Below are 23,251 nucleotides of genomic sequence, written 5' to 3' on the forward strand. Positions count from 1 at the left end.
TCTTTTCTCGATGGTTTAAGTATAACCGTTAAATATGAAGAGAGTTTGACCAGCCTGTAACAATATTATGACCAGAGTGTGAACACGGAAAGCTCAGATTCGTATCATTCACTGAAGTGGTAGCTGTCTAAAAGCTGTTTTTTCATGTGCCACAGCTCATTGGATAAATCCACATGGACCTCATGGGGGTTTACAAGACGGCGGGACTCATCCCAAAGGGTATTTAACTCTTTCTGACAGTAATTCCGGATATCCATAACAGCGGGAGAGGAATAAACACAGGCACCGCCCTTAAATACAGGAACCAGAAGATCCCTCATGGTGTAGGAATTAGGCGCCAGATGGGTCTTTTTCCATGTCTCAATGGGGTCAAAGAGAAGGAGGGAATTGCTTTCCTGGAAAACCTCTCCTTCCAGGCAGATTAAGTCAGCGATAATCTTTCCGGTTTCCCGGTTGTAAATCCGTTTGATAGCCTTGTTGCCCGGATTTGTGATCTTTTCCGCATTTTCAGAAAGCTTGATTTTAGGAACGAACTGGCCTGTCTTTCGATCCATAATGGCAGCCAGCTTGTAAACGCCGCCAAAGGAAGGGCAGTCCTTGGAGGTGATCAAGTTGGTTCCAACTCCCCAGGAGTTAATGGTCGCACCCTGAATCTTTAAGCTGTTGATCAGGGTTTCGTCAAGGTCATTGGAAGCGGAGATAACGGCATCTGTAAATCCTGCCTCATCAAGCATCTTTTTGGCCTTTTTAGAAAGGTAAGCCAAATCCCCGCTGTCTAATCGGATGCCGTAAAAGGTGAGGGGAATGCCGGCTTCCCGCATTTCCTTAAATACCTTGATGGCATTGGGAACACCGGATTTTAAGGTGTCGTAGGTGTCCACCAGGAGAATGCAGGCCGAGGGATAAAGCTTTGCATATCTGCGGAATGCGGTCAGCTCATCGGGAAAGCTCATGATCCAGCTATGGGCATGAGTTCCTTTTATGGGAACGCCGAACATTTTTCCCGCAAGTACATTGGAGGTGCCGATGCATCCTGCAATCATGGCTGCCCTTGCGCCGTAGATTCCCGCATCAGGCCCCTGAGCCCGGCGAAGGCCGAATTCCATGACGCCGTCTCCGTCTGCCGCATAGATGACTCTGGCAGCCTTTGTGGCAATCAGGCTCTGGTGGTTGATGATATTTAACAGGGCCGTTTCAATTAACTGGGCTTCCATAACAGGTGCGATGACCTTGACGAGAGGTTCACGGGGAAATATCACCGTTCCTTCGGGAATCGCCCAGATGTCGCCGGAAAATTTAAAGCGGAGCAGATATTCCAGAAAATCCTCTTCAAACAGGCCTGTTGACCTTAAATAGTCCACATCCTCCTGTTCAAAGCGAAGTTCCTTGATGTATTCAATGACCTGCTCTAAGCCGGCGCAGATCGCATACCCGTTTCCGCCCGGATTGCTGCGGTAAAAGGCATCGAAGATTACGGTCTCGTTGGCATCCTTTTCTTTGAAGTATCCCTGCATCATGGTCAATTCATAGAGGTCCGTTAATAAAGTTAAATTGCGCTGGCTCATAAATTTTCTCCTTTGCGAATCTTTTTCGCACATTATACCATAATTTTACAAAAAGACAATGGAATCGACAAAAATTTAACGATCAATCAAATTACAAAAGAAACGAATAAATTTCATAAAAAGATTAAATAAACAAAATTAATATATACAATTTGAAAATTAATAAATAATTTAAAAGTTTTTGAAAAAAAGTCTTGCAAAATACACTTAAATAGTATATAATAAAGCCATAAACAAAGGATAATACAAAAGAAAATAAATCAACCCCATTTTCCATATTGCTCCGGAAGATGGAAGAGAACAGGAGGCGATTCCACCGAAGACATAAGTACAGCCTGATTTGCAAAAACAAAGTTCAGGCAATAGGAAAAACCGTATTACCCAGCTTCAATTCATACCAGGTGATGAATAAATGCGAGAGCATGGATGAAACCAGGAAAGGATCTGAAAATCTTATATCTGTCTATGATTGGTTATAACTGCAGAGAATATTCATCGTACCCGTCATTTCATAAGGAATTTGGTTCGTACGAAATTTGATTTTCACTGAGAGTTTCATAACACATATAAATAATGAAAAGTGATACAGAGGAAAAGGATTAAAGATGATGGTTTGAGCGAGGGGAAGCGGCAGAAAAGTTCATATGGAGCATTCAAAGGAAACCGAAATAAAAACCAGAAGAGAGAGGTATATAAGGACCAATGGATGAAAACGTGTAGAACGGGTATCGAATTTCATGAATATGAATCGGTACCCGTCCTTTTTATGCCGAAGGCTTCTTTGTGGATTACTTGTGGATAAATATAAAAATAACCTTGACATTTCTTTTTCCAATCTCTATAATTACAAGATATATAGGTGTTATCATCCTCATAAGTAACAAAAACTTTGATGGAGACAGTAGTACCAAGGGGAAATCCAAAGAGAGCCGGGGTTGGTGGAAGCCTGGCGAGAGTAACCTGGATACGAATATCACTCCGGAGTTTCCGGCTGAAGTCAGTAGGTCAGGACGTATTTTCTGCGTTAAGGGAAAGCATATGTCGGTATGCGGTAATGGGTGGTGCAGCGAAGATAGAATTCAACCTTCGTCCTGATTACAGGATGGGGGTTTTTTTGATAAGAAGAAACGGAGGTCGCAAAAGATGTACAAGAAAGTCCCTGGAGACTTAAACTTTGTAGCGAGAGAAAAGGAAATTGAAAAATTCTGGGAGGACCATGACATTTTCAAAAAGAGCATGGAAGAGCGCAAGGATAAGGAAACCTATACGTTTTATGACGGTCCGCCAACTGCCAACGGAAAGCCCCATATCGGCCATGTGCTGACCCGCGTCATCAAGGATATGATTCCCAGATACCGTACCATGAAGGGATACAACGTGCCACGTAAGGCGGGCTGGGATACCCACGGACTTCCGGTGGAGCTGGAAGTGGAGAAGATGCTGGGCCTTGACGGCAAGGAGCAGATCGAAGAATACGGCCTGGAGCCTTTTATTAAATATTGCAAGGAAAGCGTCTGGAAATACAAAGGCATGTGGGAGGATTTTTCAAAGACCGTAGGCTTTTGGGCCGACATGGATGATCCTTACGTGACCTATGAAAATAATTTTATTGAATCTGAGTGGTGGGCATTGAAGCAGATCTGGGAAAAGGGCCTGTTATATAAGGGCTTTAAGATCGTTCCCTACTGTCCGCGCTGCGGAACCCCATTATCCAGCCATGAGGTAGCTCAGGGCTATAAGGATGTGAAAGAGCGTTCCGCCATCGCCCGTTTTAAAGTAAAGGGAGAGGATGCCTATATCCTGGCATGGACCACAACTCCGTGGACCCTGCCCTCCAATGTGGGACTTTGTGTAAATCCCGATGAGACGTATGTAAAGGTAAAAAGCGGAGAATATACCTATTATATGGCAGAAGCTCTCTGCGAAAAAGTCTTGGGAGAAGATTACACTGTTTTAGAAAGATACACTGGAAAAGACTTAGAATACAAGGAATATGAGCCGCTGTTTGACTTTGTGCAGCCGGATAAAAAGGCATATTTCGTAACATGTGACCATTACGTCACCTTGACCGACGGCACAGGCGTGGTTCACATCGCTCCGGCCTTTGGTGAGGATGACTCCAAGGTGGGTAAAAAATACGATCTTCCATTTGCCCAGTTAGTCAACGCAGCCGGTGAAATGACCGAAGAGACCAAGTGGGCGGGAACCTTCTGTAAAGATGCCGATCCAAAGATTTTAAAGGATTTGGACGAGAGAGGTCTTTTATTCTCCGCTCCTGTATTTGAGCACAGCTATCCTCACTGCTGGAGATGCGATACACCTCTCATCTACTATGCGAGAGAGTCCTGGTTCATCAAGATGACTGCTGTCAAGGAAGACTTGATCCGCAATAATAACACCATCAACTGGATTCCGGAAAGTATTGGAAAAGGCCGCTTCGGCGACTGGCTGGAAAATGTCCAGGATTGGGGAATCAGCAGAAACCGTTACTGGGGTACTCCCCTCAATGTGTGGGAATGTGAGTGCGGACACCAGCATTCCATCGGAAGCATTGAGGAATTAAAGAAGATGTCTTCAAACTGTCCGGATGAAATCGAGCTTCACCGCCCATACATCGACGCAGTGACCATTGCCTGTGAAAAATGCGGCAAGCAGATGAAGCGTGTTCCGGAGGTGATTGACTGCTGGTTTGACTCCGGCGCCATGCCATTTGCACAGCATCACTATCCATTTGAAAATAAAGAATTATTTGAACAGCAGTTCCCGGCAAACTTCATTTCAGAGGCCGTGGACCAGACAAGAGGCTGGTTTTATTCCCTTCTTGCCATTTCCACTCTGATTTTTAACAAAGCCCCTTATAAGAATGTCATTGTTCTGGGACACGTCCAGGATGAGAACGGACAGAAGATGAGCAAATCCAAGGGAAATGCCGTCGATCCGTTTGAAGCTCTGGAAACCTACGGCGCAGACGCCATCCGCTGGTATTTTTATGTGAACAGCGCACCATGGCTGCCGAACCGCTTCCATGGAAAAGCTGTTATGGAAGGCCAGCGCAAATTTATGGGTACCTTGTGGAATACGTATGCATTCTTTGTGCTTTACGGGAATATTGATAATTTTGACCCTACAAAATATATTTTGGAATACGAAAAGCTTCCTGTTATGGATAAATGGCTGTTATCCAGGCTCAACACTCTGGTGGAAGACGTGGATTCCAGCCTGGACGGATACCAGATTCCTGAGGCTGCCAGAGCGCTCCAGTCCTTTGTGGACGATATGAGCAACTGGTATGTGCGCAGAAGCCGGGAACGTTTCTGGGCAAAGGGCATGGAGCAGGATAAGATCAACGCTTACATGACTTTGTATACGGCTCTTGTGACAGTGAGCAAGCTGGCCGCTCCTTTGATTCCGTTTATGAGCGAGCAGATTTATCAGAATCTGGTTTGCAGCGTGGATCAGAGCGCCCCAGAAAGCGTTCATTTATGCGACTATCCGGTTGCAGATAAAGGCTGCATCGACAAAAAGCTGGAAGAAAACATGGATGAGGTTTTAAAGATCGTTGTCATGGGCCGCGCCGCCAGAAATACAGCCAACATCAAAAACCGCCAGCCAATCGGCCGTATGTTTGTAAAGGCACCCCATACCCTGCCGGTATTCTATCAGGAGATCATCGAAGAAGAGCTGAATGTAAAAGAAGTCCTCTTTACCGATGATGTGAGGGATTTCACCTCCTACAGCTTTAAGCCTCAGTTAAAGACAGTGGGACCAAAATACGGAAAACAGCTTGGCAGCATCAAAACAGCTCTCAGCGAAATCGACGGAAATCAGGCTATGGACACCTTAAATGAAACGGGAGCCCTTACCTTTGAATTTGATGGCACCCAGGTGGTGCTTACAAAAGATGACCTTCTCATTGACACCGCTCAGACGGAAGGCTATGTATCTGAGGGAGATAATTTTGTTACCGTTGTGCTGGATACCAATTTGACACCGGAGCTGATCAGAGAAGGCTTTGTCCGTGAATTGATCAGCAAAATACAGACCATGCGTAAGGAAGCCGGTTTTGAGGTGATGGATCACATCCTGGTATACAGTGAAGGAAATGAAGCAATTGCCGATATTCTGCAGGCTCACAAGGACGAAATAAAGGGAGAGGTTCTTGCAGAGGACATCATCCTTGGCAGAACTGCCGGATATGTGAAGGAATGGAATATTAACGGTGAAGATGTAACATTAGGTGTGGAGAAGTCTCAGTAAACAATTAGGAGGAAACGTAGTATGAAAATGGGATTTGATAAGGATTCTTTTAAAAAGAGCGTCATTCTCAACGTGAAAAATATTTACCGCAAGACAGTGGAAGAAGCCACCATGGAGCAGATGTACCAGGCCGTTGCCTATGCGGTAAAAGATGTGATCATCGACGAATGGATTGCCACCCATAAGGAATATGAGAAAAATGATGTAAAGACCCTGTATTATCTGTCCATGGAATTTCTCATGGGCCGTGCCCTGGGCAATAACATCATCAGCTTTATGGCAAGGGATGAGGTAAAGGAAGTTCTCTGCGAGCTGGGCTTTGAATTAAACGCCATTGAAGACCAGGAGCCGGACCCGGCTCTTGGAAACGGCGGTCTGGGCCGTCTGGCAGCCTGCTTTCTGGATTCCTTATCCACTCTCGGATATCCTGCTTACGGCTGTGGCATCCGTTACCGCTACGGCATGTTCAAACAGAAAATTAAAGATGGCTTCCAGAACGAGGTTCCCGATAACTGGCTGAAAAACGGCTACCCATTTGAAATCCGCCGTGCGGAATATGCCACAGAAGTAAAGTTCGGCGGCTTCGTCAAAACCGTATGGGAAAACGGAAAAGAGCGGTTCGTTCAGGAAAATTACCAGTCCGTCCGTGCGGTTCCTTACGATATGCCCATCGTAGGCTACGGCAACAATGTGGTCAACACCCTGCGTATCTGGGATGCAGAGGCTGTCAATACCTTCAGCCTGGATTCCTTTGACCGGGGTGACTATCAGAAGGCTGTGGAGCAGGAAAACCTGGCAAAGACCATTGTGGAGGTTCTCTATCCCAACGATAACCACTACGCAGGAAAAGAGCTGCGCTTAAAACAGCAGTACTTCTTCATTTCCGCCAGCGTTCAGAGAGCGGTTATGAAGTACATGGAAAAACACGACGACATACATAAGTTCTATGAGAAGACCGTCTTCCAGTTAAACGATACTCACCCGACGGTAGCGGTTCCGGAACTTATGAGAATTCTTTTAGACGATTTCAGCTTAAGCTGGGATGAGGCATGGGAGATCACGACAAAAACCTGCGCCTACACCAACCACACCATCATGTCCGAAGCCCTGGAAAAATGGCCTATTGAGCTGTTCTCCAGACTGCTTCCCAGAATTTATCAGATCGTAGAAGAGATCAACCGCCGCTTCCAGCAGAAGATTTCCCAGATGTATCCGGGAGATCAGAATAAGCTGAGCAAGATGTCCATTGTATACAACGGTCAGGTCCGCATGGCAAATCTGGCTATTGTAGGCGGATTTTCCGTAAACGGCGTTGCAAGGCTTCATACGGAGATTTTAAAGAATCAGGAATTAAAAGACTTCTACCAGATGATGCCGGAGAAATTCAACAATAAGACCAACGGTATCACCCAGAGGCGTTTCCTGCTTCACGGCAACCCCCTTCTGGCTGACTGGGTCACCAGAAAAATCGGCGATGACTGGATTACAGACCTTTCCCACATCCGCCGTCTGGAGGTCTATGCAGATGACCCCAAATGCCAGCAGCAGTTCATGGATATCAAGTACCAGAACAAGGTGCGTCTGGCGAAATACATCAAGGAGCACAATGGCATTGAGATCGATCCAAGATCCATATTCGATGTGCAGGTGAAGCGCCTTCACGAATACAAGCGCCAGTTGATGAACATCCTCCATGTGATGCATTTATACAACCAGTTAAAGGATAATCCTAACCTGGATATGGTTCCGAGAACCTTTATCTTCGGTGCAAAAGCGGCTGCAGGCTATAAGAGGGCGAAACTGACCATCAAGCTGATCAATGCGGTAGCGGAAGTGGTCAATAACGACAGAAGCATCGGCGGCAAGCTGAAGGTAGTGTTTATTGAAGATTACAAGGTATCCAATGCGGAAATCATCTTTGCGGCAGCCGATGTCAGCGAGCAGATTTCTACAGCCAGCAAGGAAGCTTCCGGAACCGGAAATATGAAATTCATGTTAAACGGCGCTCTGACCATTGGAACCATGGATGGTGCCAATGTGGAAATCGTGGAAGAAGTGGGAGCTGAAAATGCCTTTATCTTCGGCCTTTCTTCCGACGAGGTAATCCGCTACGAGACCCAGGGCGGATACGTGCCCATGGAAATCTTCAACAACGACTACGAAGTCCGCAGAGTCCTGATGCAGCTCATCAACGGCTACTATTCACCTCAGGACCCGGAACTGTTCCGCGATATTTACAATTCCCTGTTAAATACCCAGAGCAGCGACAGGGCGGATATGTACTTTATCTTAAAGGATCTTCCTTCTTATGCGGAAGCACAGAAGCGGATCGATAAGGCATACCGCGACGAGGCATGGTGGGCAAAGGCGGCTATGCTCAATGTGGCTAAGAGCGGCAAGTTCACCTCTGACCGCACCATCGAAGAGTATGTAAGAGATATCTGGCATCTGGAAAAAGTAAAGGTAGAGCTGGACTGATTTTCTTAGAGAAGCCAAGTGCAGCGCCGGCTGAATTTATAAAATTGTCGTTCAACGAACCGCAGGCGAGTCGAACTTCCTCAAAAAGGCGTTCCGGAGTGATTCCGGGGCGTCTTTTTGCATATATTGAAATACCTGCAAACATGCCCTTGTATTTTAGATTTGTATTTTGGACAGTAGACAGGAATGCAAAGCGGTGAGGTGAAAAAAATAGTGAAAAAAATAATCATGGCCTGTATTTTGAGCCTGTTGCTTCCATATATAGTGACTCTTGCATGGACCGGAAAGATCGAGGAGCAGAAAAAAGCTCCTGTCATCACCAGCGGAAAGAAAATCCTTTTAGACCGGAAAGGCGGACAGTCCTACATGGATGCAGAAGAATACCTGCCGGGAGTGGTGGCGAGGCAGATGCCGGCTGATTACGGAAAAGAGGCGCTGAGAGCCCAGGCCATTATTGCCAGAACATACCTTTATAAAAAGATGGACGGACGGGCAGAAATAAAGGAGTCAGAGCTTCATATGGAGTACCTGGAGGAGAGTGAGATGAAAAAGCAGTGGGGAAGCGAGTCATTTGTGACCAGCTATCAGGCCGTGGAGGAAGCGGTCCGTTCCACGGCAAAGACCGTTATGATGTATGACGGAAAGCTGGCAGACCCTCTGTTTCACAGGGCCAGCACCGGAAGGACCAGGGCAGGTGATGAAAACCATCCCTATCTGCAGCCTGTTGACAGCGGGCGAGATGTGGAGGCAGAAGGTTTTCTGACCGTAACTGTATTCACCAGAGACGAATTTGCGGAAAAAATCAGCCGGATATCGGGAGAGGTTCCAATCAAAGCGGATCAGGTCCCGGAAAGCATTCAGATCATTTCCAGAGACGAGGGCGGATATGTGGAACAAATCCAGATCGGAACCAGGAGCTTTACCGGAGAAGAAGTCCAGTATGCATTGGGACTTTCTTCCCCTTCCTATGGATTTGAGGAATATGAGGGAAATATCAGGGCAGTGACCCAGGGAATCGGCCATGGATACGGCATGAGCCAGTATGGCGCTAAGTGCAGGGCAGAGGAAGGGTGGACAGCAGAAAAAATTCTCCCTTATTTTTATAAAAATATTGTTTTAATTTCTGAATAACTCTTTCACTCTTGGTAAGAATATTATCGAGGTGATAAACGTGAAAGATAAAGTAAGTCAATTGTTCAAGGATAAAGTATTCCTTGTCCTATTGGTTCTAGGCCTGCTGACTATAGTAGCTGCGGCAGGTGTCATTACCGTACAAAGAGGAAATGGGGCCGGTGAAAGTCCATATCTGCAAGTGCCGGATCAAAGCGGCATGATTGTGGAAGAAACGGCGCCCCAGAAAACACAGGGAGCTGTTGCAGGAAATTCCAACGCAGCAAAGAATTTGGAAGAGGAAATGCAGGTGGCAGATTCCCCGAAAGCCACTGCAAAGCAGGAAGACCAGACCCAGGCTGTAAAAGCCGGCACCGGCAAAAACGCCGCCCAGTCCCTGACGCTGAATTTCAGCGATGCATCCAGGATGACATGGCCTGTACGGGGAAATGTGATTTTAGATTACAATATGGAGTCCACCATTTACTTCCCAACCCTGGATCAGTATAAATGCAATCCGGGAATTGTCATTCAGGAAGATGTCAGCACTCCGGTTGTGGCTCCTGCCAATGCAAAGGTAGAGAAAATCAGTTCCAATGAAGAAATCGGAAACTATGTTATTTTAAACATGGGAAACGAGTACAAAGCCATCTGCGGCCAGTTAAAGGAACTGCAGGTAGTGGAAAATGAGTATATCAAAGAAGGACAGGTGCTGGGTTACGTTGCAGAGCCCACCAAATATTATTCTGTAGAAGGCGCCAATGTATTCTTTGAATTAACTCACAAAGACAAATCCATTGATCCTCTGGATTATATGGAGTAAAGAAAACTGAAGCTCTTAAAAAATGTTATAAAAAAATAATAATTTGTTCATAAGCGATTAAGACTCATCTGCTATACTTAACCCAATAACCAACGGGGAGTGCAGCTATGAACATACTGTTTTTTTTAACACCTAAGAGTGAAGTGGCTTATATTTATGAAGATGAAACCCTGCGCCAGGCGCTGGAGAAGATGGAGTACCACAAGTACGCCGCAGTGCCTGTCATCAGCAGACGGGGAAAATATGTGGGTACCATTACAGAAGGGGACATGCTCTGGGGAATCAAGAACAAGTTCAGCTTAAGCTTGAAAGAAGCGGAGCGTGTGACGGTTCAGGCCATTGACAGAAGGTCAGATAACCGTCCCGTGTATGCGGATTCCAAAATGGAAGACTTAATCGGCAAGGCCTTGAACCAGAACTTTGTGCCCGTAGTGGATGACCAGAAAAATTTTATCGGAATCATCACCCGGAAGGACATTATCCGTTATTTTTACGAAAAATCCGGTGATACAGACCGGTAGATCAAGAAATGCGCTTTGAAATGGCTTTTTAGCCGGTCAGGGCGCATTTTTTATGCCATTTTGCCGGTTTGCCTGGTTCCTCCCTTTTGGCTCAGGGAATAAAAGACAGGGTTCTGAGGCATAATTTCCTTTATGAAGGTCAAGTAGTGGAAACCAAAGGAAGGCTTTGAGCAAAATACGAGGTGAGAAGATGAAATCGATTTGGACGGAAACAGCCTCCATCCCCCGGAGGAATCCCCTTCCGGGAAACAAGAGGACTCAGGTTGTAGTCATAGGAGCAGGGATGGCGGGAATATTGACAGCCTATTACTTACAGAGACAGGGATTTCATGTGGTGGTTCTGGAGGCGGAACGGATAGGAAGCGGCCAGACCGGATTTACCACGGCAAAAATTACATCCCAGCACAATATGATCTATAAAAAGATGGAAAAGGCCATGGGAAAGGAAATTGCAAGACTGTACGGCAAGGCCAACCAGCTTGCGGTGGAAGAGTACGGAAAGCTGATCAGGGCCCATTCTATCCAGTGCCATTATGAGACAAAAGATGCGTATCTGTATTCGGTCAGGGAATCAGCAAAGCTGCTTCGGGAAGCGGAGTGCGCCATTGGCCTGGGACTTCCTGCTTCGTTTGAAGGGGAGCTGGATCTGCCCTTCCATGTTCATGGAGCAGTGCGGTTTTCCGGACAGGCCCAGTTTCATCCCCTGGAATTTTTAAGGGATGTATCTGCCGGACTTACGGTATTTGAGAGGACGAGAGTCATCAAGGTCAACGGTCATGAGGTGGTGACGGACCGGGGAGTGGTAAAGGCGGATAAGGTGGTATTTGCCACGCACTATCCCTTTGTCAATGTTCCGGGATTTTATTTTGCAAAAATGTATCAGGAAAAGAGCTATGTGCTGGAGCTGGAGTCAGTAAAACCCCTTCCGGGAATGTACCTGGGAACTGATTCCAAAGCGTATTCCTTCCGCAGCGCCGGAGATAAGCTGCTGATGGGATATGGAAGCCACAGAACCGGAAAGCTTCCGGAGGAAAATCCTTTTGCAGTGATGAAACGGCTGGGAGAGCATTTGTTTCCGGGGACAAAGGAAGGCGGGAGGTGGACCGCTCAGGACTGCATGACCCTGGATGGAATTCCGTATATCGGAAAATTTTCCGGGAGCAGACCCGACTGGTACGTTGCTACCGGCTTTGGGAAATGGGGTATGAGCTCTTCCATGGTGGCTGCCAAGCTTTTAAGCGTCCAGATTGCAGGAAAAAGGACTCCCTATGACCGGGTGTTTTCTCCTCAAAGACATCATCCGGCTGCTTCTGCCAAGAGACTGGTATTTCATGGCATGGAATCCGTAAAGGGTCTTTCTTCCGGAGTCTTGCCCGGAGCCGTAAACTGTCCCCATCTGGGCTGCCGCCTTGTCTGGAACAGGTATGACAAGCGGTGGGAGTGCCCCTGCCACGGTTCTTCCTTTGAATTTAATGGAAAAATCTCATCTGGCCCTGCACAACAGAGTATTCCATTCATAGATTGATATTAGAAACTTTCGAATAATGAAAGGAGTCATACATTCTATGGATTGTTACACGAAACAAAGCTTTCCGGAAGCCTTTTCCGGCATGGGCGAAGGCCATTGGGGTCCTGCTATGGAGTTTGATATGTCCATGGTCCCCGGAACGGTAATCCGTCCTGATATGCCCCTGGGTTCCGGTCCGGCCAGAACTGACCATATACCTGTTGACCAGATGTCAGTAGGAAATACACAACCCCCTGTCAGCCCCTGTCCCTGGATTCATCCAATGGAAACGGTGATCCCGGAGGAAGAGGTCTGTCTGGAAGAACCCCAGGAGGTATCTTCAACCCAGTGTCCGTCAATGCCTGAAAAATGCTGTCCGACAAAATGTCCGTCAGCACAGAAAGAGGCAAAACAGGTTTGCCCGGCCATGCCTGAGAAAATCTGCCCGGCTAAGTGCCCGGCGGCCATGCCTGAGAAAATCTGTCCGGCCAAGTGCCCGGCCATGCCTGAGAAAATCTGTCCGGCCAAGTGCCCGGCCATGCCGAGAGAGATCAAGCCGGTGCAATGCCCTCCAATGCCTGAAAGAATCTGCCCGGCTAAGTGTCCCTCCATGCCTGAAAAAATCAGCCCAGCCAAGTGCCCGGCTATGCCTGAAAAGGTCTGCCCAGCCAAGTGTCCTTCAATGCCGTGTCCTTCCGGAAACAAGTGTGAGTCTCCTATGATGTGTCCGGATTCATGTGCCAGATCAGCCCGGAGAAAGAGGCCGGAAATGCCCATGTGCAATCCGCCGGCTATGCCGTATGAAAACATTGACCAATTTCCAGTGGGTATGGCCTATGTGCCATGGCAGCAGTGGCAGCAGGTTTATTCTGTTGAAACAGCCATAAACAGAGGAACCATTTTCCCAGATCTGGATAAACCGTTTACAATGGAGGGGTGCCGGAGATGACAGGATATAGTGTTGATTGCAATGCATTGTTGCAGCAGGTGTATGAAGCCAGCTTTGCCATGGATGATGTAGTTTTGTATCTTGACACCCATCCCGGTGATCAGGATGCCTTAAACTATTTCTATTATGTGTCAAATATGAGGCAGCAGGCCGTTTTGGCCTATGAGGCCCAGTGTGGGCCGTTAATGGTCGACGGGGTCATGGATGCAAATTACTGGTCCTGGATCAATGATCCATGGCCATGGGAAGGAGTGTGCGGCTGATGTGGAGATATGAAAAGAGATTGCAGTATCCGGTAAATATTAAAACTCCCAATCCCAAGATGGCTATGTTTATTATGAGTCAGTATGGGGGCCCAGATGGAGAAATGGGCGCCTCCATGCGCTATCTGTCCCAGAGATATGCAATGCCTTATAAGGAGTGCAAGGGGCTTTTGACCGATATTGGAACAGAAGAACTGGCTCATTTAGAGATCGTTGCCACCATCGTTCACCAGCTCACCAGGAATTTAACACCGGAGCAGGTGGTGGAATCCGGTTTTGGTCCATATTATATTGACCATACTACTGGTATCTGGCCCCAGGCAGCAGGAGGAGTTCCTTTCAATGCCTGCGAATTCCAGTCCAAGGGTGATCCCATTACTGATTTAGTAGAAGATATGGCGGCAGAGCAGAAGGCCAGGAGTACTTATGACAACATCCTGCGTGTTGTAACGGACCCTGACGTCTGCGATCCTATCCGCTATCTGAGAGAACGGGAAATCGTTCACTTCCAGCGCTTTGGAGAAGCTCTAAGAATTACCCAGGATAATCTGGACAGCAGAAACTTCTATGCTTTTAATCCAAGTTTTGATATTAAAACAAAATGCTGAAAGTGATGAGCACAATTTCTTCTTGATACTATAATCAGTGATATACCTGAATATTGTTTTGTTTTTCAGCATTCCATAATAGTGATATTGGTTTGGATCAAGAGCAAAATACGATTTACGGGTTATATACACGGTGGGAAAGAGTAAGCTGTACTCTTTGTCAAAGACAATAAAAAGGGCTAATTTAGATATCAATATCTAAATCGGCCCTTTTTCAGTAAGGTTTATTATATCTTGTCTTATATTATAGAATTCATCCGGTGCCAAATAATGTAATTCAAGTGTTTATTTTTGATTATATCTTTCCAGGCATGCCTGATAAAATATAATCCATGCAAAACCAAAACCGTTCCGATTGCTGCCGGGCCGTTTTTACATTTTATATATTAATTTATCGAACAATCACACATCTGACTGTCTGCAGGTACTGACCGTTTTCAACAGTCATATAAGTTATTCCGGCGAAGTTTTCATTAGCTATGATATTATTAAGTCCTCCGCTGGAACTTCTAAGCACTGCACAATAGCCGCTGAATTCCGAGCCGCTTTGCAGTTTATATTCACCGGCAGGAATGTGATATCCGACTTTGAACATATTTCCTTTGGTGTAGTCGATTTGTGAAACTTCACTGATAGGTGATAAGGTTCCGTTGGTAAAATTCAAATACTGTCCGTTTGTTACGGTTATAATCGCATTGTAAGGAAAGTTATCATTTTCAATAATACTTTCGTAATTTCCGCTGTTGTCAGAAGCAATTTCATAATATACGCCAGAATCGCTGGTAGAGAATAATACATATTCCCCGGCGGCGATGTCCGTGCCGACTTTATATGTGCCTGGGCTGATGACCGTTGAAGGAGAAGATGTAACGGTGCTCAACTGAACAGATGTGCTTGCGCCGGAGTTATTCACCCATGCTCCGTCCGCGCCAACGTGGTATCCGTCGGGCGTTGTGGTATTGGCAAGCATATACCCTGATTCATTGAAATAATAGGATTTGCCGTCAATTGTCTGCCAGCCTGACTTTGTGTAGCCTCCATCGTCGTTCTGATACCACCAACCGGTGGTGTCCTGTTTCCATTCTCCGGCAAGGACCGCAGTACTCATAACTGCAGATAGGATAGCGGTTGCAATTAATAATTTTGTCTTTCTCATTTCATTGCCTCTTTTCTTTTGTTTTTATTAAAAAGCCAGCGGCTGTTTAACATTAATTCCAATAGTCCTTGGGCATATCCTGTATAATTTCATAAGCATTTTGATGGGGCTGTTCAATACACCAGTACCGGGCAGATTTTAATAATCCCTTCCATAAAGCCATTGTGCTTCGGCGCGCTGAAATATATAATCATTTCCGCGTTCCCGCCGCAATTCTTCAAAAAAGGACGTATACTCTTCTGTTTTGCACGAGATATTTGTCTTTCTTTTTTGTGATATCTCCTCTTCGTGAATTTTAGGGAAAAAGATATTTTCCAGCTCTGTTTCCGGCTCTGACGGTTTTCTGGTTGTTCGGCAAATATACTGAAACCATATTTTATAATCGGCCAAGGCATTGTTAGCAGCCCTGGCGGAAAGATGAAAAGCGCTGCGAATTTGGTCGGCGCTTTCGTATCCGTATTTATGTATTAAGATTCTGGGGGCCAAGAGATAGCTGGTGAAGTAATCCACGATATTTTCAAATTCCTGGCTCGTGGATGGGATACCCAGTATATGGTGGCCCAGCTCATGCATTAAAGAAAACCGAATCCGGCTTAAAAGAATTTTTTCATTATAAGCAACGATCCTGTTCCATGAAAAGGCATCGTTGGTGCATAGCTTGCACATTTCATATAATTCTTGATTTTTCCCCCTTAATTCGGCATAACTATACAGCTTGAAATTGTAGTGTTCCAAAATTTTTGAACAATCGATAGGGAGGGTTTGGATGCTGCAATCTTTATAAACTTTAAAAATACCCCCCAGTACTTTCTCCCGTATTTCAGGAGACAGATCCGTGTAGCATAAAATATTGCGCAAATAAATCAGTCCTTAATTTTCGATTTCGGACAGAAGCTGTATCAAGCGCATTTTTTGTTCTACAGATAAGGTCTTTCCATTTCTGGCAACCAGTTTTTCGAAATCAGCATAAGAATGAGAGCTGCTTTTTGGATTGTCCTGAACAGACAATTCTTCTAATTCGTCCACTGTAATGCCTAATTCCCTGCATATTCTGATTACCACATCGACGCTGGCCTTACCGATACCTGTTCTATTTAAAATCGTATACAGACTGGTATACGGTATATCGCATTTTTCTGCAAAAGCCCTCAGACTATAGCCCTGTTCTTTTATAAGTTGTTGAATAATTTGCTCTCTTTCCATGTTATCACCTCTTTCCAAGTGATTTTATTATATACGAATTTGCGAATATTGTAAATAGAAAAAGACGCAAAGACAAATAAAATCAACGGAAAATGGTAAAATTTATTCTCACGTGAAAATATTGTGCTTGACAATGGTTGCATATGAGAATATAATACAGGAAAGATATTCGCCAGTGCGAATACGAAACAGGAGGTGATGAGATGTATCCCAATTTGCTGACAGCCATGAAGGTGAAAGGAATAACTTTTGCGCAGATCGCGGATTTACTCGGATACAGGCATCAGACAATAAGTGAAAATTTTCAGGAAAATACTGAAAAAGGCATTTACTTTGATGATGCTCAAAAAATATGGAAGGTATTTTTCCCTGAATATGATTTCATCTGGTTATTTAGAAGAACAAAAGATGAATCCCAATAACAAACGTATGTTCGATAATATTAATATACCATTACCAGATATGCATGTCAACAAAAAATCTATTGGTGAGGTGAGGGGATGTCAGAAAGATCAGAAATTTTCACAAGAAAGGTATGGTGGTATCTATAAAAACAGCAATCAAAGAAAAGCCTCACCCGGTCACAAACCGGTCATGCAAGTCTTGCCGGCACCAACCTCATTGTCCGGAACGAAGCCGGCGGTATATCTGCAAGGATTATAAAAAGAGGGGATGAAGCACTTAACAAGCACGGTTTATCAAGATGGAAAAGAGCTGAATTCAGGCAGGGACAAGATCATACGGCCTTAGTTGGGGATATTTGAGGATTATAAAAATTTTGATGAATTAATGTTATGTTAAAATCCGCAAGGATTAAACTTTGAAAGCAGAGAGGTGGCGGAGTAACGTGGATATAAAAATAACCAAGAAGTTGCTGGAGGATTATAAAAGGATTAAGCGGGAAATTCCTATATTGGAAGCAGAACTTCAGGAGATGCTCACAACGGATTCCGGAATTGTGAGTGATACTGTTTTGGATTATCGGAGAGGATACCCAAAGGTTCGGAGTGTTGCGGGCTTTAACTGGATTTTATATGAGTGCAGGCAGAAAGATCTGGAATGCAAACAGGAAAAAGTCAAAGCAGTGGAACAGTGGATCGATTCCATTGAGGATGTGCAGGCCCGCTGCGTCTTCCGCATGAGATACATAGACGGTATGAACTGGGTGAAGATAGCAATTAAAATTGGATATGGCGGAAACGATGATTATCCAAGGCGGCATATTCGGGACAGGTATTTACGGAAAAGTGAAATCAATTAATAAAAGTGCCGTTTCCGCCGCAAATGCCGTTTTATAATACAATCAGGTTACCAGGACAGACGATGTCCGCCTTACTTCGGCTGCCAGGTGTAACAGCCTGCCGGCTGACTTGCCCGGTTTATGCTTTTTCCGAAAAAGAAACCGGGCGAAAAGATGTTCCTGAAATCCTGACGAGGATAAACGGTCATCTACCCCGCCATGGGTATAAATGGCAGAATCCCAATACCCGGAGAGCGGGAATAAACATCTAAGGAGGAATGAACAATGGAATGGTTAAAAGCAATTTTAAGAAATTCTGAGATCAAAGACGGGAAGCTGGATATGGAAGCTGTCATGAAAGCGGTCAATACAGCGTTCCCGAAACATGCAGTACCGAAACAGGTCTACAATAATAAGGTTAAGGAACTTCGTACAGCCAACACAGCAATTGCTGATTTGAAAAAGAACAGTGCTGAAAATAAAGAACTCCGGACCAAAATCAAAGATTATGAAATAGAAATCAAAAATTTGAAAGAGGCTGCTGTTAATACCCGGAAAGAATATGCTCTGAAAAATAAGCTTAAGGAGTCAGGCGTATTGGATGCCGGCTACATTATCTATAAATATGGCGGACTGGATCAGTTTACCTTTGATAATGAGGGAATTCCGGTTGACATTGATGATGTATTGAATCCAATAAGAGAATCTTTTCCCTATTTATTCAAGACAGAAGGCGGAGGAGATTCAGCCAAGGAGAATGATTTGCCAAAGACAGATTTAACCTTAGGCAAAGGGGAAACCTGCAGCGTGATAATTCAATGCATGCCAAGGAATTGACTGTTAAAGCCGGCTTGACCTTTGTATATAAGAGGGCAAAGGGTTTTGTGAAAGAAAAGCATGTACTTAAGAAGGGTGTGAATTGTTTGAGGCAGAAATCGAAAGGATTGACAAACGTATGATTAATGATGTTTACATAGGCATTTTGGAGGAATGCAAGGCGGTAAATGATAACACTGCATTTTATCGTGATAATACACCGCCGGACTTCACACCTCCAGCTTTCCTTGCAGAGCTGATAGATTTCTCTTCTCAGAGGTCTATCAATGGCAAACAGAAAGTTTCCGCCCAATTTGACCTGAAATATTTCCCTGACGGAGAGCCCAGGGAATATAAAAACAAATGCATACAGATGCAAGAGGAGCTTTCCAGACACTTCCGTGTCCTGGAAGGAGGATTTTATATCAAAGACCGGTCATTTAAGGTGACTGATGACACTTTACATTTTCAGTTCACGGTTAAGTACACTGAGGCCATGGTCACAGGGGAAACACCCATGCAGGAGCTGGAAACCAATACGAATTTTAAGGAGGATTGACATGGCAGGAACATGGACATCACAGAATGAGATTTTACCAGGTGCATATATCAATGTAGCTACAAATGAGATTTTATCGATCACGCCAGGAGAGCGTGGAACGGCGGTTATCCTGCAGGAATTGAGTGCGGGAACGGATGGGATCATCTATTCCATTACAGCTAAAGACCAGAACTATCCGCAAGAAGCAACTGCAGCCGATAAGAAACTGGCAAACCTGGCCCTTCAAAGCGCAAAGAAAGTAATGCTTTATAAGCTTCCGTCATCACACGATGAGGAAGATTTGACAACTGCTCTGGAGACGTTAAAAACCCAGAAATTTGATACATTAGTCTATCCCTATGATACGGGAAGAGAAGCAGAAAAAGCGAAAATTGCAGCCTGGATCAAGATTATGAGAGATGATGAGGGGGTGTGCTGCAATACGGTACTTGCGAACTGCGAAGGAGAGAGTGAGGCAGTCATTAATGTTGTGCAGGGATTGAAGCTTTCAGAGACAGAAAACCTTACAGCGGCAGAGGTTACAGCCTTGGCAGGCGGAGCTGCGGCAGGTGCTGGAATTACCAACTCCAACACTGGAAAAAAGGTGACAGGAGCCATTGATGTTGTCCCCAGAATGACACGGTCAGAAATGGAAGAGGCTGTTGCTGCCGGAAAGTTTATTTTCAAGGTGGACAATGCACAGAACGTAACCGTTGTGGCAGATGTTAACTCTCTTACAGTAACTTCTCCGGAAAAAGGGCAGATGTTTAAGAAAAACAGGGTCGTCCGCACTCTTGACGGAATCCGAAATGATATATCTTCTATTTTTGAAGGTTCTTATATCGGAAAGGCGGATAATACGGAATCTGGCAGACTGCTGTTAAAGTCCTTCCTGGTAGATTACTTAACTGCTCTGCAGAACATAGGAGCGATTCAGAATTTTGAAACAGGCGATGTGGCTGTAGAAAAAGGTGCGGCCATTGATGCGGTGCATGTGGCGGCAAATATCCAGCCGGTTGACAGCGTAGAAAAGATTTACATTAATGTGAACTTATCATAAGGAGGCAGAACATGGGAAATTATACAAAAATTACAGATTTAGTTACCGGATGCGAAGGAAGTGCTTTTATTACAACAGATGGCCAGAACCGGTATTTCTTTGAAATGTCCAAGATTGATGCGAGCATTGAGTTTACAGTTATCGCAAAAAAACTGCTTGGGCATCGGATGAAGCAGCACAAGGTAGTAGGCGCTGAAGGAAAGGGAACTATGACTTTGTACAATGTAAGCCCTGCAGCACTTGTCGTTTATCAGCAGTATATCAAAGAAGGCAAGGTGCCCCAGATCAGCATTCAGATTACCAACGAGGACCCTTCTTCCACCATTGGAAAGCGTACCGTAGTGATGAGGAACTGCATATTGGCAAAGACGCCGGTGGTCTATCTGGAGGACGGCAGCGAAGAGCTGAATACCGTAGATACGGATTTCACATTTGACGATCTGGACGACCTGGAAAGCTATGTTTTACCAGAAAATATGAGATAAGAGAGGGAACATGGAATGAGCAGTTTAAAAGCATTTTTAAATCCAATTAAGATTGACAACAAAGAAGTAATCGTATCAGAGAGATTTCAGGAAGACGGGAAACCGGCACCGTTTATCATCCGCCCGGTGACTCAGGAAGAGAATGAAGAACTTTTAAGAAAACACCGGAAGACGGTGAAAAAGGGAAAAGAAGAAAGGGAAGTATTTGACCAGATTGGGTACAGTCATGAACTTGCAGCGTGTGCTGTCGTATTCCCGGACTTAAATGATACAGAACTGCAAAGAGCTTATGGCGTACTTGGAGCCACAAAGCTGCTTAAGAAAATGCTTCTGATCGGAGAATTTGCCACTTTGGCGGAGGAGATAAGAAATCTTTCCGGCCTGGATGAAGATATCAATGAGGACATTGAAGAAGCAAAAAACGAATAAAGCAGGGCGATAGCGAAATGAATCTGGCGCATTTCGCTCTGCAGAAGCTTCATATACTGCCTGGCGCTCTGTTAGCCATGGATGAAAAGGAAAGGGCATTTATTTATGCCAGTATACAGTTGAGGGTGGAGGAAGAGAAGAAACTGGCTGCAGGAATGAAGAAATAAGGAAGGAGGTGGGATATGGCTACATTAGACACAATGATTTGGCTGGTTGAAGGCTACAGTTCTATAGTCAAAAAAATTGTTTCTGGTACTGACAGAGCCACCCAGGCTTTGAACAGCGCTGGTAAAAGTGTTGATAGATATAATAACAGTCTGAAAAACACCGGCGATTCGGTTTCTCTCGCTATAAAAGGGCTGACAAAATTAGTTGGGTCCATAACTACCCTTGAAAATGCCCAAAAAGTCATGAATCTGACCGATGCATATATCAATACAGATGCTCAGCTAAAAATGATTAATAAAGATTCAGAGGCACAGTTGGGACTTCAGAATAAAATCTTTGCAGCAGCCAACCGGTCCAGAGGTTCTTATAATGATATGGTTTCAGCAGTAACTAAAATGAAACTTAGTGCTGAAAACAGATTTAGCAGCAATGATGAGGCCATTGGATTTACAGAGCTGCTGCAAAAATCAGTGAAATTATCAGGTGGTGGAGAATCAGATCAAGAGTCCACTTTTTCACAGCTGACACAAGTGATGGCATCGGGGAAAATGCAGGGAGATGAATTTCAGTCTGTCATGGAAAATGCTCCCATGGTGGCAGATGCCATTGCAAATTACATGGGAAAGACAAAGGATGAGTTGAAAGCCATGTCAGCGGAAGGGTTGATTACATCAGATATTATTAAAGGAGCCATGTTTGCAGCCGCTGGTGAGATCAATGACAAGTTTTCCAACATGGGCACGACCTTTTCGGAAGTATGGACAGGAATTCAAAATGTTGGGAATCAGGCATTTGCCGGAGTGTTTGGAAGGATCAATCAAATGCTTAATTCTGATATGGGGGCAGCGGCTATCAATAATCTGGGAGCGGTTATATATATGGCTGCTGATGGATTTAATATGCTGCTTGATGTAATAGAATTTGTTGGCAAGAATCTGGACATTCTCGCTCCCATTGTTTTAGGGATTGCGGCTGCATGGGCTGTATACAATGCGGCTTCTGGAATTGCCTGGCTGAATACACTCAAAAATGCTGGAGCCATGATTCTTAAGGCTTCTGCAGACGGGCTTGAGACTGCCGCAATTATAGCCCTTATATGGGCACAAGAAGGTTTTAATGCTGCAATGGCAGCTTGCCCTATTACCTGGATTATTGGAGCCATAATTTTGCTTATAGCCATTTTTTATGCCGGTGTTGCTGCGTTCAATCATTTTGCAGGTACAAGCATAAGTGCAACTGGATTAATAGTCGGGGCTCTCTTTTGGGCAGGTTCGGTGATTGTGAATTTACTCATTGGTATTTGGAACTTCTTGGTGGGGCTGGGGATTGATGTAGTGAATCTGTTTATCTCATTTGTTGAATTTTTGGCTAATGTTTTTAACAATCCGGTCCTCGCTATTATACGTTTATTCGCCGATTTGGCTAATTTTGTCATAGGTGTGCTGCTGTCGATTGCGTCAGCTATTGATGCAGTATTTGGAAGTGATTTTTCAAAAACAGTTAGTGGCTGGTCATCTGAGGTCGACAGCCTTAAGTCGGCTCTTACAGATGATAAAACGATAACCCTTGATAGAGTTGATAAGTCAGCTATGCAGTTTGACCGACTGAACAATGAATCTGCTTTCAATAAGGGATATGACATAGGGAAAGGTTTTGTCGATAAGGTTTCCGACCTCTTTTCTATGCCTGATATGGAAGAAATGGGTGGAATCCCCGGTATGGGGGACATGGGTGGAATTCCCGGCATGGAGGATACGGGCGGAATGTCAGATATGGGGCAATTCGCCACAGCCGGAAACCCAGCCACTGTCAAAGGAACGGAACAGGGAGGCGCTGTAAAAATCGACAACCAGGAGGATACCGAATGGCTGAGGAGGCTGGCAGAAAGAGATTATGTTGCCCGGATTGCGCAAAATACTCTTGCTCCTAACATCAGAGTGGAGTTTTCCGGGCCGGTAACTAAAGAAACAGATGTCAACGGGGTGGCGGCTCATCTGGGAGACATTCTCAGAGAGCAGATCGCAAAGGCACCGGAAGGAGCGTATTCATAATGTCTTATTCAATTTATTTCA

23 protein-coding genes are annotated in these 23,251 nt (G+C 45.0%); 19 read left to right on the forward strand and 4 right to left on the reverse strand.

The features are described from left to right. Positions 1–104: 104 nt before the first annotated feature. Complete coding sequence (locus QM657_RS17730; protein ID WP_415068032.1) at positions 105–1,565, reverse strand: nicotinate phosphoribosyltransferase; 1,461 nt, start codon at positions 1,563–1,565, stop codon at positions 105–107. A 1,143-nt stretch (positions 1,566–2,708) separates the two neighbouring features. Between QM657_RS17730 and ileS the strand changes: the two genes are divergently transcribed. From ileS to QM657_RS17775, 9 genes are all read left to right on the forward strand, one after another. Continuing rightward, positions 2,709–5,822, forward strand: coding sequence for an isoleucine--tRNA ligase (gene ileS, locus QM657_RS17735; protein WP_415068033.1), 3,114 nt, complete (start codon positions 2,709–2,711; stop codon positions 5,820–5,822). A gap of 21 nt (positions 5,823–5,843) precedes the next feature. Further along, positions 5,844–8,300, forward strand: a complete 2,457-nt coding sequence (locus QM657_RS17740; RefSeq protein ID WP_415068034.1) for a glycogen/starch/alpha-glucan phosphorylase — start codon at positions 5,844–5,846, stop codon at positions 8,298–8,300. Positions 8,301–8,510: 210 nt separating this feature from the next. After that, positions 8,511–9,431 (forward strand): SpoIID/LytB domain-containing protein, encoded by a 921-nt coding sequence (locus QM657_RS17745; protein WP_415068062.1) that lies wholly within the window; start codon positions 8,511–8,513, stop codon positions 9,429–9,431. 40 nt (positions 9,432–9,471) lie between these two features. After that, positions 9,472–10,233, forward strand: a complete 762-nt coding sequence (locus QM657_RS17750) for a peptidoglycan DD-metalloendopeptidase family protein (RefSeq protein ID WP_415068035.1) — start codon at positions 9,472–9,474, stop codon at positions 10,231–10,233. Positions 10,234–10,340: 107 nt separating this feature from the next. Beyond that, a complete protein-coding gene (locus tag QM657_RS17755; protein WP_415068036.1) occupies positions 10,341–10,754 on the forward strand; it encodes a CBS domain-containing protein in 414 nt (137 codons plus the stop codon). 190 nt (positions 10,755–10,944) lie between these two features. Then, positions 10,945–12,279: an FAD-dependent oxidoreductase gene (locus QM657_RS17760; RefSeq protein WP_415068037.1), complete on the forward strand. Its 1,335-nt coding sequence runs from the start codon at positions 10,945–10,947 to the stop codon at positions 12,277–12,279. Positions 12,280–12,319: 40 nt separating this feature from the next. Beyond that, a complete protein-coding gene (locus QM657_RS17765; RefSeq protein ID WP_415068038.1) occupies positions 12,320–13,210 on the forward strand; it encodes a spore coat associated protein CotJA in 891 nt (296 codons plus the stop codon). After that, on the forward strand, positions 13,207–13,473 hold the full coding sequence (locus tag QM657_RS17770; RefSeq protein ID WP_415068039.1) for a spore coat protein CotJB: 267 nt from the start codon (positions 13,207–13,209) through the stop codon (positions 13,471–13,473). Before QM657_RS17765 ends, QM657_RS17770 begins: the two co-directional genes overlap by 4 nt. Continuing rightward, the gene (locus tag QM657_RS17775; protein ID WP_415068040.1) at positions 13,473–14,081 is read left to right on the forward strand and encodes a manganese catalase family protein; all 609 of its coding nucleotides are present in this window, start codon (positions 13,473–13,475) and stop codon (positions 14,079–14,081) included. Before QM657_RS17770 ends, QM657_RS17775 begins: the two co-directional genes overlap by 1 nt. A gap of 391 nt (positions 14,082–14,472) precedes the next feature. On the opposite strand, the gene QM657_RS17780 is transcribed toward QM657_RS17775, so the two are convergent. The 3 genes from QM657_RS17780 to QM657_RS17790 all read right to left on the reverse strand — a co-directional run bounded on the left by QM657_RS17780 (position 14,473) and on the right by QM657_RS17790 (position 16,440). After that, positions 14,473–15,189, reverse strand: coding sequence for a hypothetical protein (locus QM657_RS17780; protein ID WP_415068063.1), 717 nt, complete (start codon positions 15,187–15,189; stop codon positions 14,473–14,475). 186 nt (positions 15,190–15,375) lie between these two features. Beyond that, positions 15,376–16,095 (reverse strand): ImmA/IrrE family metallo-endopeptidase, encoded by a 720-nt coding sequence (locus QM657_RS17785; protein ID WP_415068041.1) that lies wholly within the window; start codon positions 16,093–16,095, stop codon positions 15,376–15,378. Between the two features lie 12 nt (positions 16,096–16,107). Beyond that, a complete protein-coding gene (locus QM657_RS17790) occupies positions 16,108–16,440 on the reverse strand; it encodes a helix-turn-helix domain-containing protein (protein WP_415068042.1) in 333 nt (110 codons plus the stop codon). 203 nt (positions 16,441–16,643) lie between these two features. Here QM657_RS17790 and QM657_RS17795 point away from each other — a divergent pair, with 203 nt between their 5' ends. The 10 genes from QM657_RS17795 (at position 16,644) to QM657_RS17840 (ending at position 23,230) form a co-directional block, all read left to right on the forward strand. Further along, complete coding sequence (locus QM657_RS17795) at positions 16,644–16,862, forward strand: DNA-binding protein (RefSeq protein WP_415068043.1); 219 nt, start codon at positions 16,644–16,646, stop codon at positions 16,860–16,862. Continuing rightward, the gene (locus tag QM657_RS17800; protein WP_415068044.1) at positions 16,849–17,103 is read left to right on the forward strand and encodes a hypothetical protein; all 255 of its coding nucleotides are present in this window, start codon (positions 16,849–16,851) and stop codon (positions 17,101–17,103) included. The genes QM657_RS17795 and QM657_RS17800 overlap by 14 nt, the downstream gene beginning before the upstream one ends. 184 nt (positions 17,104–17,287) lie before the next feature. Then, positions 17,288–17,701: a hypothetical protein gene (locus tag QM657_RS17805; protein ID WP_415068045.1), complete on the forward strand. Its 414-nt coding sequence runs from the start codon at positions 17,288–17,290 to the stop codon at positions 17,699–17,701. 264 nt (positions 17,702–17,965) lie between these two features. Further along, positions 17,966–18,517: a phage scaffolding protein gene (locus QM657_RS17810; RefSeq protein ID WP_415068046.1), complete on the forward strand. Its 552-nt coding sequence runs from the start codon at positions 17,966–17,968 to the stop codon at positions 18,515–18,517. Positions 18,518–18,635: 118 nt separating this feature from the next. After that, complete coding sequence (locus tag QM657_RS17815) at positions 18,636–19,055, forward strand: DUF6838 family protein (RefSeq protein WP_415068047.1); 420 nt, start codon at positions 18,636–18,638, stop codon at positions 19,053–19,055. A 1-nt stretch (position 19,056) separates the two neighbouring features. After that, complete coding sequence (locus QM657_RS17820; protein WP_415068048.1) at positions 19,057–20,097, forward strand: phage tail sheath C-terminal domain-containing protein; 1,041 nt, start codon at positions 19,057–19,059, stop codon at positions 20,095–20,097. 11 nt (positions 20,098–20,108) lie between these two features. Continuing rightward, on the forward strand, positions 20,109–20,582 hold the full coding sequence (locus QM657_RS17825) for a phage tail tube protein (protein ID WP_415068049.1): 474 nt from the start codon (positions 20,109–20,111) through the stop codon (positions 20,580–20,582). A 15-nt stretch (positions 20,583–20,597) separates the two neighbouring features. Continuing rightward, positions 20,598–21,011: a phage tail assembly chaperone gene (locus QM657_RS17830; protein WP_415068050.1), complete on the forward strand. Its 414-nt coding sequence runs from the start codon at positions 20,598–20,600 to the stop codon at positions 21,009–21,011. A gap of 17 nt (positions 21,012–21,028) precedes the next feature. Then, positions 21,029–21,178, forward strand: coding sequence for a hypothetical protein (locus tag QM657_RS17835; protein ID WP_415068051.1), 150 nt, complete (start codon positions 21,029–21,031; stop codon positions 21,176–21,178). Positions 21,179–21,193: 15 nt separating this feature from the next. After that, complete coding sequence (locus tag QM657_RS17840; protein WP_415068052.1) at positions 21,194–23,230, forward strand: tape measure protein; 2,037 nt, start codon at positions 21,194–21,196, stop codon at positions 23,228–23,230. Positions 23,231–23,251: the final 21 nt, after the last annotated feature.

The organism is Lacrimispora sp., assembly GCF_047605665.1.
Classification (GTDB): Bacteria; Bacillota; Clostridia; order Lachnospirales; family Lachnospiraceae; genus Lacrimispora.

Bases quoted from the DNA above. Each gene is read 5' to 3' on its own strand.
- QM657_RS17730 (WP_415068032.1), bottom strand. From the start codon at position 1,565: ATGAGCCAGCGCAATTTAACTTTATTAACGGACCTCTATGAATTGACC.
- ileS (WP_415068033.1), top strand. From the start codon at position 2,709: ATGTACAAGAAAGTCCCTGGAGACTTAAACTTTGTAGCGAGAGAAAAG.
- QM657_RS17740 (WP_415068034.1), top strand. From the start codon at position 5,844: ATGAAAATGGGATTTGATAAGGATTCTTTTAAAAAGAGCGTCATTCTC.
- QM657_RS17755 (WP_415068036.1), top strand. From the start codon at position 10,341: ATGAACATACTGTTTTTTTTAACACCTAAGAGTGAAGTGGCTTATATT.
- QM657_RS17760 (WP_415068037.1), top strand. From the start codon at position 10,945: ATGAAATCGATTTGGACGGAAACAGCCTCCATCCCCCGGAGGAATCCC.
- QM657_RS17765 (WP_415068038.1), top strand. From the start codon at position 12,320: ATGGATTGTTACACGAAACAAAGCTTTCCGGAAGCCTTTTCCGGCATG.
- QM657_RS17770 (WP_415068039.1), top strand. From the start codon at position 13,207: ATGACAGGATATAGTGTTGATTGCAATGCATTGTTGCAGCAGGTGTAT.
- QM657_RS17775 (WP_415068040.1), top strand. From the start codon at position 13,473: ATGTGGAGATATGAAAAGAGATTGCAGTATCCGGTAAATATTAAAACT.
- QM657_RS17780 (WP_415068063.1), bottom strand. From the start codon at position 15,189: ATGAGTACTGCGGTCCTTGCCGGAGAATGGAAACAGGACACCACCGGT.
- QM657_RS17790 (WP_415068042.1), bottom strand. From the start codon at position 16,440: ATGGAAAGAGAGCAAATTATTCAACAACTTATAAAAGAACAGGGCTAT.
- QM657_RS17795 (WP_415068043.1), top strand. From the start codon at position 16,644: ATGTATCCCAATTTGCTGACAGCCATGAAGGTGAAAGGAATAACTTTT.
- QM657_RS17800 (WP_415068044.1), top strand. From the start codon at position 16,849: ATGAATCCCAATAACAAACGTATGTTCGATAATATTAATATACCATTA.
- QM657_RS17810 (WP_415068046.1), top strand. From the start codon at position 17,966: ATGGAATGGTTAAAAGCAATTTTAAGAAATTCTGAGATCAAAGACGGG.
- QM657_RS17815 (WP_415068047.1), top strand. From the start codon at position 18,636: ATGATTAATGATGTTTACATAGGCATTTTGGAGGAATGCAAGGCGGTA.
- QM657_RS17820 (WP_415068048.1), top strand. From the start codon at position 19,057: ATGGCAGGAACATGGACATCACAGAATGAGATTTTACCAGGTGCATAT.
- QM657_RS17825 (WP_415068049.1), top strand. From the start codon at position 20,109: ATGGGAAATTATACAAAAATTACAGATTTAGTTACCGGATGCGAAGGA.
- QM657_RS17830 (WP_415068050.1), top strand. From the start codon at position 20,598: ATGAGCAGTTTAAAAGCATTTTTAAATCCAATTAAGATTGACAACAAA.
- QM657_RS17835 (WP_415068051.1), top strand. From the start codon at position 21,029: ATGAATCTGGCGCATTTCGCTCTGCAGAAGCTTCATATACTGCCTGGC.
- QM657_RS17840 (WP_415068052.1), top strand. From the start codon at position 21,194: ATGGCTACATTAGACACAATGATTTGGCTGGTTGAAGGCTACAGTTCT.